General features: G+C 70.5%; 11 protein-coding genes. 10 read left to right on the top strand and 1 reads right to left on the bottom strand.

Going from position 1 to position 13,650, the window contains the following annotated elements; translation table 11 throughout:
- Positions 1-119: 119 nt before the first annotated feature.
- Positions 120-2,651, bottom strand: coding sequence for a DNA translocase FtsK (locus tag CNO22_RS13840; protein WP_100499921.1), 2,532 nt, complete (start codon positions 2,649-2,651; stop codon positions 120-122).
- Between the two features lie 75 nt (positions 2,652-2,726).
- Here CNO22_RS13840 and CNO22_RS13835 point away from each other — a divergent pair, with 75 nt between their 5' ends.
- The 10 genes from CNO22_RS13835 to CNO22_RS13790 all read left to right on the top strand — a co-directional run bounded on the left by CNO22_RS13835 (position 2,727) and on the right by CNO22_RS13790 (position 13,454).
- Entirely contained in the window at positions 2,727-4,682 is a 1,956-nt protein-coding gene (locus CNO22_RS13835) for an alpha/beta hydrolase family protein (RefSeq protein ID WP_100499920.1), read from the top strand.
- A 210-nt stretch (positions 4,683-4,892) separates the two neighbouring features.
- The gene (locus CNO22_RS13830) at positions 4,893-5,735 is read left to right on the top strand and encodes an IclR family transcriptional regulator (protein ID WP_100499919.1); all 843 of its coding nucleotides are present in this window, start codon (positions 4,893-4,895) and stop codon (positions 5,733-5,735) included.
- Positions 5,732-6,379: an ABC transporter permease gene (locus CNO22_RS13825; protein ID WP_100499918.1), complete on the top strand. Its 648-nt coding sequence runs from the start codon at positions 5,732-5,734 to the stop codon at positions 6,377-6,379. Before CNO22_RS13830 ends, CNO22_RS13825 begins: the two co-directional genes overlap by 4 nt.
- A gap of 34 nt (positions 6,380-6,413) precedes the next feature.
- Positions 6,414-7,367, top strand: coding sequence for an ABC transporter ATP-binding protein (locus CNO22_RS13820; protein WP_100499927.1), 954 nt, complete (start codon positions 6,414-6,416; stop codon positions 7,365-7,367).
- Positions 7,364-8,131, top strand: coding sequence for an ABC transporter permease (locus CNO22_RS13815; protein ID WP_198588314.1), 768 nt, complete (start codon positions 7,364-7,366; stop codon positions 8,129-8,131). Before CNO22_RS13820 ends, CNO22_RS13815 begins: the two co-directional genes overlap by 4 nt.
- Positions 8,132-8,204: 73 nt before the next feature.
- Positions 8,205-9,173, top strand: a complete 969-nt coding sequence (locus CNO22_RS13810; protein WP_100499917.1) for a glycine betaine ABC transporter substrate-binding protein — start codon at positions 8,205-8,207, stop codon at positions 9,171-9,173.
- Positions 9,166-10,014: a nitrilase-related carbon-nitrogen hydrolase gene (locus CNO22_RS13805; protein ID WP_269799598.1), complete on the top strand. Its 849-nt coding sequence runs from the start codon at positions 9,166-9,168 to the stop codon at positions 10,012-10,014. Before CNO22_RS13810 ends, CNO22_RS13805 begins: the two co-directional genes overlap by 8 nt.
- 1 nt (position 10,015) lies before the next feature.
- A complete protein-coding gene (locus tag CNO22_RS27720; RefSeq protein WP_157936943.1) occupies positions 10,016-10,843 on the top strand; it encodes a DUF6282 family protein in 828 nt (275 codons plus the stop codon).
- Between the two features lie 156 nt (positions 10,844-10,999).
- The gene (locus CNO22_RS13795) at positions 11,000-12,316 is read left to right on the top strand and encodes an MmgE/PrpD family protein (protein ID WP_198588312.1); all 1,317 of its coding nucleotides are present in this window, start codon (positions 11,000-11,002) and stop codon (positions 12,314-12,316) included.
- A gap of 217 nt (positions 12,317-12,533) precedes the next feature.
- Positions 12,534-13,454 (top strand): alpha/beta hydrolase, encoded by a 921-nt coding sequence (locus CNO22_RS13790; protein ID WP_100499915.1) that lies wholly within the window; start codon positions 12,534-12,536, stop codon positions 13,452-13,454.
- Positions 13,455-13,650: the final 196 nt, after the last annotated feature.

The raw sequence follows: 13,650 nt of genomic DNA, 5'->3' as shown, positions 1-13,650 counted from the left end.
GGCGCACCCGAGGGTCACCACCGCCACGGTGCGGGCAGGGTCGGTCGGAGGTGTCACCGGTCCATCGTAGGGCGCGCTCCGGCCATCTCCAGGGACGGCGAGGGTGAGCCCGCCCTCGCCTACCCCTCCGTGCCGCGGAGCGTGAACATCACCGACTCGAGCTCGTCGGGCTTGACCAGCACGTCCCGGGCCTTGGAGCCCTCGGACGGGCCGACGATGCCGCGGCTCTCCATGAGGTCCATGAGCCGGCCGGCCTTGGCGAAGCCGACCCGCAGCTTGCGCTGCAGCATCGACGTCGAGCCGAACTGGCTGGTGACGACGAGCTCGACGGCCTGGACGAGCAGCTCCAGGTCACCGCCGATGTCCTCGTCGATCTCCTTCTTCTCGCCCTCGGCGGCGCTGAAGACCTCCTCGCGGTACTCCGGCTCGGCCTGGCGCTTGGTGAACTCGACGACCGCCTCGATCTCGGCGTCGGAGACGTAGGCGCCCTGCACGCGCATCGGCTTGCCCGCGCCGATCGGCAGGAACAGCGCGTCGCCCATGCCGATCAGCTTCTCCGCGCCGGGCTGGTCGAGGATGACCCGGCTGTCGGTGAGGCTGGAGGTGGAGAACGCCAGCCGCGAGGGCACGTTGGCCTTGATCAGGCCGGTGACGACGTCCACCGAGGGGCGCTGGGTGGCCAGTACCAGGTGGATGCCGGCGGCACGCGCCTTCTGGGTGATCCGGACGATCGACTCCTCGACGTCGCGCGGCGCGACCATCATCAGGTCGGCGAGCTCGTCGACGATCGCGAGGATGTACGGATAGGGCCGGTACACCCGCTCGCTGCCCGGGGGCGCCACGATCTCGCCGCGCTCGACCTTGCGGTTGAAGTCGTCGATGTGCCGGACGCCGGTGGCCCGCATGTCCTGGTAGCGCTGCTCCATCTCCTCGACCAGCCAGGCCAGCGCGGTCGCGGCCTTCTTCGGGTCGGTGATGATCGGCGTGATCAGGTGCGGGATGCCGTCGTAGGGCGTGAGCTCGACCATCTTCGGGTCGACCAGGATCATCCGCAGTTGGTCGGGCGTGGCCCGCAGCAGCAGCGAGGTCAGCAGCGAGTTGACGCAGCTGGACTTACCGGCACCGGTGGCGCCGGCGACCAGCAGGTGCGGCATCTTGGCCAGGTTCGCGCAGACGAACCCGCCCTCGATGTCCTTGCCCAGCCCGACCAGCATCGGGTGCGGGTCCTGCTTGGCCACCTGCGAGCGCAGCACGTCGCCGAGGCTGACCATCTCGCGGTCGACGTTGGGCACCTCGACGCCGACGGCGGACTTGCCCGGGATCGGCGCGAGGATCCGGATGTTGTCGTTGGCCACCGCGTAGGCCATGTTCCTGGTCAGCGCGGTGATCTTCTCGACCTTGACCGCCGGGCCCAGCTCGATCTCGTACCGGGTCACCGTCGGCCCGCGGGTGAAGCTGGTGACGGCGGCGTCGATGTTGAACTGCTCGAGCACGCCGGTGATGGCCTCGATCGCCGCGTCGTTGGCCTTGGAGCCCTTCTTCGGCGGGTCGCCGGCCCGCAGCACGCCGACCGAGGGCAGCGTGTACTGCCCCTCCACCGGCTCGATGCGCAGCTGCTGGGGCTCCTCGATCGGCGGCAGGTCCTCCGCGGGCGCGGTGCGGTCGACGACCGCCGGACGGCGGGCCGGGACCGGCGGGGGCGGCGGCTCGTGGCGCACGGCCTCGGGCGCCTCGTCGAGCGCGGCGTGGTCGATGGCCGGCACGGTCTCCACCGGGCCGGTGTCCATCAGGTCGTCCGAGAGCGACCGGCGGCGGGCGCGGCGCGGCGCCGGCGCCTCGGCCGGCTCCTCGTCGTCCTCCCAGTCCTCGTCGTCGTAGGCGTCCTCGTCGTCGGCCTGGCCGAGCAGGCGGTCGGCGAGCTCGCGCAGCCGCTCGGGGATCTGGTGCACCGGCGTCGCGGTCAGCACCAGCAGGCCGAAGAAGGCCAGCAGGACCAGCAGGACGACGGCGACGACGGTACCCACGCCGGTGACCAGCGGCGTGGCCGCGGCCCAGCCGACCAGCCCACCGGAGCCGGGCCGGTCCTGCGACGGGACGGCGCCCTCGCCGACGACCTGGGCGATGCCGAGCACCGAGACCACCAGGCACAGCCAGCCGATCGCCAGCCGGCCGCGCGCCTCGGGACGCGGCCCCCGGCGCAGCAGCCGCAGCGCGGCCAGGAAGAGCACGACCGGCAGCACCATGACCAGCGAGCCGACGACCCAGCGCACCGCGCCGGCGAAGGCGGCGCCGACCGGGCCGATGCCGTTGCTCCAGGCGGCCGCGCCGAGGACGACGGCCAGGCCGAGCACGGCCAGGCCCACGCCGTCGCGGCGGTGCTCGGGGGCGAGCGGCTCGGCCTCCTCCGGGCGGGCGACCGAGCGGGCCAGCCCGCCGGCGCCGCGGGCCAGCAGCGACCAGCTGCCACTGACGACGCCCCAGAGGCCGGGCCCGGACTTCTTGGACGCGGGCTTGCGGGCGGCGGGCTTGCGGCCGCCGGCAGCGGGTCGCTTGGCGGGCGGGCGCTTCCGGGACGCGGTCGACCCGGAGCCCGAGCGTCCGCGCGCGGACGACCGGCCCGAGGGTCGGGTCGTCGTCGTGCGAGCAGGCATGTGTCGACGGTAATGGCCCGGGGTCCGCCTCGACGGAAGGCGCAGCGTCGTGTCCGCGCGACCTACGGTCGGGCCATGCCGCCGCGCACCGCCGTCCCGTACGGGAGCTGGCCGACCCCGATCACCTCCGAACTCGTCGTCCGGGCCGCCGCTCGGCTCGAGGAGGTGGCCGTCGACGGCGACGACGTGTGGTGGTCGGAGTCCCGCCCCGGTGAGGGCGGCCGGTCCGCACTGGTCCGCCGGGACGCCGACGGCGTGACCGCCGACGTCCTGCCGCCACCGTGGAACGCGCGCACCCGGGTCCACGAGTACGGAGGCGGCGCGTGGACGCTCTCCAGCGGCGTCCTGTGGTTCACCGAGTTCACCGACCAGCGGCTGCACCGCCTCGACCCGGGCGCCGCCGAGCCGGTCGCGGCGACCCCGGCGCCCGACGTACCCGCGGGCGTGCGGTACGCCGACCTCACCGTCGCACCGGACGGCGGGCTCTTCGCCGTCCGGGAGACGCATGCGGCCGGGGGCGCCGCCGCCGACGTCGTCAACGAGCTCGTCCGGATCGGTGTGGACGGCGCGGGAGAGGTCCTGGTCAGCGGGCCCGACTTCGTCTCCGACCCCCGCCCCTCCCGTGACGGCCGGCACCTGGCCTGGCTGCAGTGGCAGCACCCCGACATGCCGTGGGACGCAGCGCAGCTCGTCGTCCGCGGCGCCGACGGCACCGAGGTGGTGGTCGCCGGCGGCCGCTCCCCCGACGGCCGGGCGGAGTCCGTGGTGCAGCCGACCTGGGACGCCGATGGCGCGCTGTGGTTCTGTGCCGACCGCACCGACGTCTGGGCGCTGTACCGCTGGCGGCGGGGTGGCGGGGTGGAGTGCGTGCTGGACGTGGGTGCGGACGTCGCCGGGCCGCAGTGGCGGTTCGGCGCCCGGCGGTTCGCCCTGCTCGGCGACGGCCGCGTGGTCCTGGCCTTCGTCCGGGAGGGCGCCGACCGCCTGGCGGTGCTCGACGATGACGGCACGCTCCGCGAGCTGGACCTGCCGTACACGGCGTTCCGGTCGGTCACCGCCACGGACGGGGGCGTGGTCTGCGTGGCGGGCAGCCCGGCGAGCGAGCCGGTGGTGCTCCGGGTGCCACTGGACGGCGGCGCCGCCGAGGTGCTGCGACCGGCCCGCGACCTGGGCCTGGACCCGGCCTGCTTCTCCCGACCCGAGCACGTCACCTTCCCCACCCCGGACCGCGGGACCGGGATCGACGCGGCTCACGCGCTGGTCTACCCGCCGACCAACCCGGAGGCGACCGCACCGGAGGGTGCACGGCCGTCGCTGCTCGTCCTCGTGCACGGCGGGCCGACGGCCGCGACCACCTCGGTGCTGAACCTCGAGGTGCAGTACTGGACCTCCCGCGGGTTCTACGTCGCCGACGTCGACTACCGCGGCTCCACCGGGTACGGCAGGCGTTACCGGGAGGCGCTGCGCGGCAACTGGGGCGTGGTCGACCTCGACGACGTCGCCGCCTGTGCCCGGTACCTCGCCGATGCAGGCCGGGTCGACCCTGCCCGGATGGCCATCCGCGGCGGCTCGGCCGGCGGGTACACGGCGCTCGCGGCGCTGTGCCTGCGGCCGGGGGTCTTCTCCGCCGGGGCCAGCCACTTCGGCGTGGGCGACCTCGCCGCGCTGGCCTCCGACACGCACAAGTTCGAGTCCCGCTACCTGGACTCCCTGGTCGCGCCGTGGCCGGAGGGAGCCGACGTTTACGCCGAACGCTCGCCGATCTCGCACGTCGACGCGTTCGACACCCCGCTGGCGGTCTTCCAGGGCGCGGAGGACCGGGTGGTGCCGCCCGAGCAGGCCGAGGCCATCGTCGCGGCGCTGCGCGAGAAGGGCGTGCCGCACGCCTACCTGCTCTTCCCCGGTGAGCAGCACGGCTTCCGGCGCGCGGAGAACATCCGCGCGGCGCTGGACGGCGAGCTGTCCTTCTACGCCCAGGTGTGGGGCTTCGACCTGCCCGAGGAGGGCATCGTGCCGATCCATCTGCGCTAGACCGCGCGGACGCCCGCTCCGGGTCGCCGGAGCAGCGCCGGGCCTGCTCGCCTCGACGAGCGGAGACCACCGATCCACCGCTAGGGACGTACCCCACCGGACGTTGGGGCACGGGAGCGGCCGCGGGCACCGGAGAGCCCCCTGAACAAAGCGTTGCAATATCCGCAACGGCTAATTGCAGGCTGTGCACCACTCCTCGATAGTGGCGGCATGCATGAGACCCAGGACACAGGAGCCGCCAAGATCCTGGCGATCCTGGAGGCGCTGGCGCAGTCGGGGCCCGTGGTGACCCGCGGTCTCACGGTCAGCGGGCTGGCGCGGTCCCTGGGGCGCGACAAGTCGAGCATCTCCCGTCAGCTGAAACCGCTGGTCGACCTGGGACTGGTGGAACGTGATGACGACGGGCTGCACCGACTCGGGTGGAGACTGTTCGCACTGGCGACCCAAGCGGGAGACCAACGTCTGCTCCTGCTCGCTCCGCCCGTGATGCGCCAGCTGGCGCGCCAGGTGAAGGAGCGGGTGCACCTGAGCATCTGCCGCAACGACGAGGTGCTCACCATCTTGTCGGAGGGGCCGCACCGAGCAGTCGAGGCTGTGCAGTGGGTGGGTCGCACGGTGCCCATGTCGTGCACCTCGTCGGGTCGGGCCCTGCTGTTCGATCACGGTCCCGACGAGATTCGGGCCCTGCTCGAGCACGACTTCCGCAAGGGACCCGGCTCCAAGGCGCCTGCCACCGTCGAGGCGGTGATCGACCGGGTGGGTCGAGCGCGGGCGCTGGGATACGCGGCCGTGGTCGACGAGTTCGACGACGACCTGGCCGCGGTGGCCGCCCCGGTGCGCGACGGGCACGGGCGGATCGTCGCCGCACTGAACATCTCCGCGCCCACGTATCGGCTGCACAAGACCATGAACGGCGTCGGCCGACAGATCAGCCAGGCCGCCCAGTACCTCAGCCAGGCACTGTCGTCGCCCCCCGTGCCCCATCCCCCTCCATCCAAGGAGCAGCACAGTGCACTACCGGGACTCAGTGGCGAGATGAGAAGGATCTCGTGAGCTTCCTCGACTACGTCAGCGAGAACTCGACCCGCATTTCGTTCCTGTTCCTGCAACACGTGCAGGTCGTCCTGATCTCGGTAGGGCTCGCCACGGTGGTCAGCATCCTCCTCGCCATGGTCACGGAGCGCCTTCCGAAGACACGCAAGGCGGCGCTCTCCATCACCGGGACGATCCTCACCATCCCGTCCTTCGCCTTGTTCGGGCTCATGATCCCGCTCTTCGGGCTCGGCGTGGCGCCGACCGTGCTGGCCCTGACGGTCTACGCGGTGTTCCCCATCTTGAGAAATGCCGTGACCGGCCTCGAGACCGTGGACGCCAGCGTGGTCGACGCGGCGCGAGGAATGGGCATGGCCTCTCGGCAGCGACTGTGGAGGATCCGGCTGCCACTCGCATGGCCGGTGATCCTCAACGGCATCCGGGTGGCCACGATCATGGTGGTCGCCATCGCTGCCATCGGCGCAGCAGTGCGCGGTCCCGGTCTCGGGGAGCTCATCTTCCGTGGATTGTCCCGAATGGGAGCCGCGAATGCCCTCAATGAAGCACTTGCCGGCGTGGTGGCGATCGTCGTCGTGGCCGCGGTCATGGACGTGCTCTTCCTGATCATCGGCCGGGTCACTACACCGAGAGGTCTCCATGCTTGACATCAGCAATGCCCCCGATGGCACGACCGACGCCATGATCCGGCTGACTGGGGTCACCAAGCACTACGAGGGATCCGACGCTCCCGCCGTCGCCCCCCTGACGATGGACATCCGGCGCGGAGAATTCGTCTGCCTGGTCGGCCCGTCCGGCTGCGGGAAGACCACGACCCTCCGGATGATCAATCGCCTGGTGGAGCCCACCGCGGGACAGATCTGGATCGACGGCCAGGATGTGACTCATTCCGATCCGGACCAGCTCCGCCGCCACATCGGGTATGTGATCCAGCAGGTGGGGCTCATTCCGCACATGTCCATCGGCCAGAACGTGGGCATCGTCCCGTCCATGCTGGGGTGGGACAGGAAACGGATCTCCGCCCGCGTCGACGAACTGCTCGAACTCGTCGGCCTGGACCCGTCCGTGTACCGATCCCGGTATCCGAAGCAGCTCTCCGGCGGGCAGCAGCAGCGGGTGGGGGTCGCCCGGGCCCTTGCCGCGGACCCGCCCGTGATGCTGATGGACGAGCCCTTCGGCGCGATCGACCCCATCACCCGGGAGCGTCTGCAGGCGGAGTTCCTCCAACTCCAGGAGCGCATCCGCAAGACCATCGTCTTCGTCACCCACGACGTCGACGAGGCGTTGCGCCTGGGAGACCGCATCGCGATCTTCGCCGAGGGGTCCCGGCTGGCCCAGTTCGACACCCCCCTGGAGATCCTCACCAATCCGGCGGACGACTTCGTCCGGACGTTCATCGGGGAGGGTGCCGCCCTGCGCCGGTTGTCCTTGCTGCGAGTGGGGGACCTGCCCGCCTCGGTCGATTCGGGGGAGCCCGTCGACCTCACCGTGGGTGCCGACGAGACGGTTGCCGGGGTCCTGGAGAAGATGCTCATGGCCGGAGCCGAGCGGGTCCACGTGGCCGGCGGAGCCACCCTGACCGTTCAGGACATGCTCCTGGCCACCGCCCTGCCCAAGCACCCGGCCCTGCGGTGAGCAACACAGTGACGTCGTTGCGCACCGCGGGCACCGCGAATCGCGACAAGGACCGCTCGGGCTGGGTCCTGCCCGTCATCGCGGCGACGCTGGCGGTCGGCACGTTGGGCTACATCGGCACCGCCAGCCTCGACTCCATCGAGGCTCGGGCGCTCACCACGGACGTGCTGCTGGAACGACTCTTCGAGCACGTCTCCCTCGTCGTGGTGTCCACCGTCGTGGTGATCGCCATAGGGGTTCCGGCCGGGATCCTGCTGAGCAGACCGGGTGCGCGCTATCTCCGCCCTCCGGCCTTGGCCCTGGCGAACGCGGGTCAGGCCATCCCCTCGATCGGGATCCTGGTGCTCCTGGCCCTGGTCTACGGCGTCGGTTTCCGCATGGCCGTCGTGGCTCTGGTCGTCTACGCCCTGCTCCCCATCCTGAGGAACACGATCGTGGGGCTGCAGCAGGTGTCGCCCTTCGTCATCGACGCGGCGCGGGGAATGGGCATGAGCGCTCGCCGCATCCTCTTCACCGTCGAACTCCCCCTCGCCGTGCCGGTCATGCTCGCCGGCATCCGGGTCTCCCTGATCCTCAACGTCGGAGTGGCCACGCTCGCCACCTACACGAACGCGGGCGGACTGGGCGACCTCATCGAGCGGGGCATCGTGTTCAACCGCATGCCGATCCTCATGGCCGGCTGCCTGCTCACGATCGCCCTGGCGCTGATCGTCGACTGGCTGGCCGGTCTCACCGAGCGCCGCCTTCGCCCCAAGGGCATCTGAACCCCTCCACCCTCCAGGCAGCTGACAGACGTCCACCAGGAAGCACGACGCCTCTCCCCGAAAGGGCACCACCATGCGTTACAGACTCACGACCGTCACCGGGCTGACCGCCGCCGTCGCCCTGCTCTCCTCCTGCGCCCTGGGCGAGGAACCACCGACCGGGGTGTCGGCCGGCAGCCTCGCCGAGAACGCTGATCTCAGCGGCGTCGAGCTCACCGTCGGTGGCAAGGAGTTCACCGAGCAACTGATCCTGTGCGAGCTCACCGCGCAGGCCTTGGAGTCCGCTGGGGCCACCGCCACCCGCAACTGCGGGATGTCGGGGAGCAGCAGCGTGCGCTCCGCGCTCCTCAGCGGCGACCTCGACATGTACTGGGAGTACACCGGCACGGGATGGATCACCCACCTGGGCGAGACCGAGCCGATCGCCGACCCGCAGGAGCTCTACCAGGCGGTCGCCGAGCGCGATGAGCAGGAGAACTCCGTGGTCTGGCTCGAGCCGGCGCCCGCGAACAACACCTACGCGGTCGCTGTCAGCCGGGAGAAGGCGGAGGAGCTGGGTGTCGAGACGCTGTCCGACTATGCCGAGCTGGTGAAGTCCGATCCGGCCAACGCCACCTTCTGTGGCGCGGCGGAGTTCTTCGGCCGCGACGACGGCTGGCCCGGACTCCAGAACACCTACGGGTTCGACCTCCCCCGTGACCGCGTGTCCGAACTGGCGGCCGGGGCCATCTACAACGCGATCGACACGGCCGATCCCTGTGTCTTCGGTGAGGTCTTCGCCACCGACGGACGGATCGCCGCGCTGGACCTCGTGGTCCTCGAGGACGACAAGCAGTTCTTCACGGCCTACAACCCCGCCGTGACGATCCGCGCCGAGGCCCTCGAGCAGAATCCCGCCATCGCGGACGTCCTCGCTCCCCTGGCCGAAGCTCTCGACGACCAGACGCTGCAGTCGCTGAACGCCAAGGTCGACGTGGACGGGGACACCCCCGAAGAGGCGGCCAAGGCATGGCTCGTCGAGGAGGGCTTCGTCGGTGAGTGAGAGGCCTCATGAACCGACAGGCAGTGCCGTCCTGAAGGTCCGCCTGCTGCAGACCGATCCCACCCTGGGCGACGTGGGGGGCAACCTCCAGGGGTTGGACGCCCTGGTGGAGAAGGCCTCGGATCGTGATCTCGTCGTGGCTCCCGAGCTGGCGACGCACGGGTACCACCTCAGCGAGGTGCCCGACGTCCCACCGCTGTCCCCGGACGATCCGAGGTTGCTGGAGCTGGGCCGGCACGGCCCGGCCGCGGTGGTCGGTTTCGCCGAGGCGTTCCGCCACCACACCTTCAACAGCGCCGCTCTCCTGGTCGACGGGAAGGCCCGGGTCCAGCGCAAGATGTTCCTGCCCACCTACCGGGGATGGGAGGAGCGCAAGCACTTCCGCCCGGGTGGGGCGCTGCACTGCTATGACCTTCCCACGACCCGGGTCTCGACCCTGATCTGCAACGACGCCTGGCAACCGCCGCTCCCCTGGCTCGCCGCACACGGCGGGGCAGAGGTCCTGCTCGTTCCCACCAACAGCGCGGTCAGCCATGTCGGCCTGCCGACGTCACGGGCCTGGGAGATCCTCCTGCTGCACGCCGCCGTCGCCCTGCAGGCGTACGTCGTGTTCGTCAACCGCTGCGGAGAAGAGGCCGGGCGCCAGTTCTGGGGCGGGTCGCGCGTGATCCATCCCTCGGGCGAGGTGCTGGGCCAGCTGGGCTCGGAGCCCGGAGAGCTCGACTGCGAACTGGACCTCGCCGAGTTGCGTTCGCTGCGCCGGCAGTGGCCCTTGCTCCAGGAGTCCCGCGCGGACGTCGTCGCCCGTGCCGCCCTGAAGCTGGCCGACGAGGAGCACTGACGTGTTCGACAGCCACGTGCACGCCGGGCCCGACGTACTGGAGCGCATCGGGGACGACGCCGCAGTCGCCCGGGCCTACGCCCTGGCCGACTTCTCCGGCTTCGTGCTCAAGGCACACTACGAGTCGACCGTGGGACGGGCCCACGCCGCCGCACGGTCGACGGGTCAGACCGTGTACGGAGGGGTCGCGCTCAACCAGCACTGCGGCGGCATCAACCCCAGTGCGGTTGCTGCCGCTCTGGGGGCGGGCGGACGCGTCATATGGATGCCCACGGCCGATGCGCACACGCAGCACACCGCTGATCTGCCCCGACTCTGTCACCAGGTGCCTCGGATCGGCTCGCACACGTTCGCCGTCCCCCCGGTCGACGAGCGAGCCACCGAAGCGACCGAGGCGGTGCTCGCACTGATCGCCGACCACGATGCCGTCCTGGCCACCGGCCATCTCAGCGGGGACGAGTGCCGATGGCTCAGTGAGCGAGCGCGCTTCTACGGCATCGGCCGAGTGCTGTTCACCCATCCCTCGTACACGGTCCCGGGCCTGGACCCCTCCGCCGTCCGCGCCCTGGTGGAAGGCGGCGGACACGCGGAGATCACCACCTATCAACTGCTGCACCAGCCGGGATGCACCGCGGCCATGCTGGCTCGGGTCGCAGAGGCTGCCGGCGATCGGCTGGTCCTCTCCTCGGACGCGGGACAGCCGGATTCCCCGTCCCCGCCGGAGGCGCTGATGTTGCTGGTCGAGACCCTCGCCGCCGAGGGTCTCGACCGCGGCCGGCTGGAGGCTGCCGCCTCGACCGTCCCCACGTCCTTGTTCGCGCCGAGGTAGCCACCCGTCACGGCCTGCCTCGGGCACCGACCGCAGGCAGCACCGGCCCCCTGTCCGGGCTCTCCCTCGGTGTGTCCAGTGCCCCGGGCACCGCGACGGAGGCACACGAATCGCGCCGCGTCGACAGCCGGCCCGTCAGCCAGAGAGGTCCGCTTCGTGAGCACCGAACCTGCTCTCCCAGCATTCATCCACCGCACCGACCATCCGGATCTCCCGGTGGAGGTGGTGCACCAGGCGCGGCGGTGCCTGCTGGATCTCATCGGGGTCGCAGCGGCGGGAACCGGCACGTCGCTGTCGAAGATCCTGCGTGACCACGCATCCCGTCACGCCGGCGGATCGAGGCAGACGTCCGGCCTGCTCTTCGACGGTCGACGGGTCGGCGCCGCCCACGCGGCCCTGGCCAATGCCGGAACGATCGACGCGATGGACGGGCACGACGGCCATCGCCTGGCCAAGGGCCACGCCGGCGTAGCCGTCCTCCCCGCCGTACTGGCTCTCATGGACGGGGCGCCGGGACGGGTGATGGGCGATCTCCTCTCCGCCCTCGTCGTCGGCTACGAGGTCTGTCTGCGTGCGGGGATGGCGCTGCACCGGACGGCGGCGGACTACCACAGCTCGGGCGCATGGAATGCGATCGGCGCCGCTGCGGTGGGCGCCCGGGTGCTCGGTCTCGACGAGCAGGCCACCTGTCATGCGCTGGGGATCGCGGAGTACTCCGCTCCTCGGGGACCGATGATGCGGGCCATCGACCACCCCACGATGGTCAAGGACAGTTCCGCATGGGGCGCCCAGGCGGGGGTGGCCGCCGCTCTCCTCGCCCGAGAGGGCTTCACCGGCGCCCCGGCCGAACTCGTCGACGGAGCACTCGAGAGCCACGACCTCGGAGTCCGGTGGCGGATCACCGAGCAGTACTTCAAGCCTCACCCGGTGTGCCGGTGGGCCCACCCGGCAGTCCAGGCCGGCCTCACCCTCGCCCGCGAGCACGATCTGCCGATCGACGAGATCGAAGAGATCGAAGTGATCACCTTCGATGCCGCGGCCCGACTGCGGACCGCAGCTCCCCGGACCACGGAAGAGGCGCAGTACAGCCTCCCCTTCGCGCTGGCGTCAGCCCTGGTCCACGGGGAGTTGGCGCCTGACCGCATCCTGGCTCCACAGCACGACGAAGCTGCGCTGGAGCTCGCGAAGAAGATCAGGTCGACACCGTCGGCGGAAATGACCGACGAGTTCCCCGCCAGGCGTCGCGCCGAGGTGCGGATCAGGTTCACGGACGGCCGTTCGCACTCCTCGGCCCCCACCCTCGCCGACGGCGACCCGGAGTCCCCCCTGAGCGACGACGTGCTCCTCGAGAAGTTCGAGGACTACACGCGTCCTCTCGGACGTCGGCGGAGCGACTCCATCGCGGAGGTGGTCCTGGGTGAGATGGACAGGGGTGTGGACGAGCTGACACGGCTGCTCATGGCGCCGATCTGACATCGGCACGTCACCGCCCCGCGGGCAGTCGGCCCGGAGCTCTTCTGTGAGCACGTGCGCGTGTTCACAGGCTGCGACAACTCGGAGGTAACAGATCAGCCCGTAGGACGCCTTTTCCCCTGACCGCCGACCGCGGGGATCACCGTGAATGCAATCCAGCTACGCCCGGTCGAGCCCGGAACGACTACTGGTCCACCAAGAAACGAGGGATGAGAGAGTGATCGAGAAGAACACGACGTTCTTCAGCGAGGGTTGCCGTCTGCAGGCGACCTTGTACTACCCGGACGAGCTGCCTGGGGACGGCCCCCACCCTGCACTGATCGTCAACTCCGGCTATCAGGGGTTCAACGAGTTCTACCCCAGGATGTTCGCCGAGCAGATGACGCAGCGCGGATACATCTGCCTGGGCTTCGACTATCGGGGGATGGCCGACAGCGAGGGCGAGAAGGGCACGGTACTCATCGAGCAGCAGGTGGAGGACATCCGCAACGCTGTGACCTTCCTGCAGACCCAGACCGACGTCGACAACTCGCGGATCGGCCTCATCGGGTGGGGAATGGGTGCGGCCAACGTCGTCCTCGCGGCCGAGAAGGGCCACAACGTCGCAGGCGTGGCTGCGCTGAACGGCTTCTACGACGGAGAGCGCTGGTTGAAGTCCATCCACACCTACGACGAGTGGACGCGGATCGTCGACGAGGTGGCGGAGGACCGGACGCGGCGGGTGCTGGAGGGCGAGTCGCAGCTGGCCGACACCTTTCACCACTACCCGCTGGACCCGGCCACCAAGGACTACGTGGGCAAGGAGCTGGAGCAGGTCTACGGCTTCGGCCACCCGACCCGACTGCAGTTCACCGAGTCGATCATGGATCTGAAGGTGGAGAGGGTGGTCCGGCACCTGGGGCCGATCCCCCTGTTCATCGCGCACGGGAAGCGCAACACCCTGCACCCGTACGACGAGGCGATCAGCCTGTACGAGGCGGCCTCGTCGCCGAAGACGTTGTACAGCATCGACGGTCGGCACAACGACTTCATGTACGGGGACCACCCGGAGTTCGTGCTCATGTGCGATCGCCTCCAGGAGTTCTTCGACGAGGCCTTCCAGAAGAGCTCCAATCCGTCCCGGATCGTGTCCGCCTGACCAGCTGCATCGGGTGCCTGCCGATCCCGTTCCGGGATCGGCAGGCACCCGGTGGCATGTCGGCAGGCACGAGGCGGATGGTCCGGTGAGGACCAGGCCGCCTCGCCACCAGCACGCGGGGTCGTGTCACGCACCGACCGTGAGCTCCCTCCAGAGACAAGACCTGCCACCCGGTTCCTGTCCGTGAACGTCCGGA

Origin of the sequence: Geodermatophilus chilensis (assembly GCF_002802985.1) — a bacterium.
GTDB classification, from domain to species: Bacteria; Actinomycetota; Actinomycetes; order Mycobacteriales; family Geodermatophilaceae; genus Geodermatophilus; species Geodermatophilus chilensis.
This window is presented reverse-complemented; position numbering and strand designations above follow the sequence as displayed.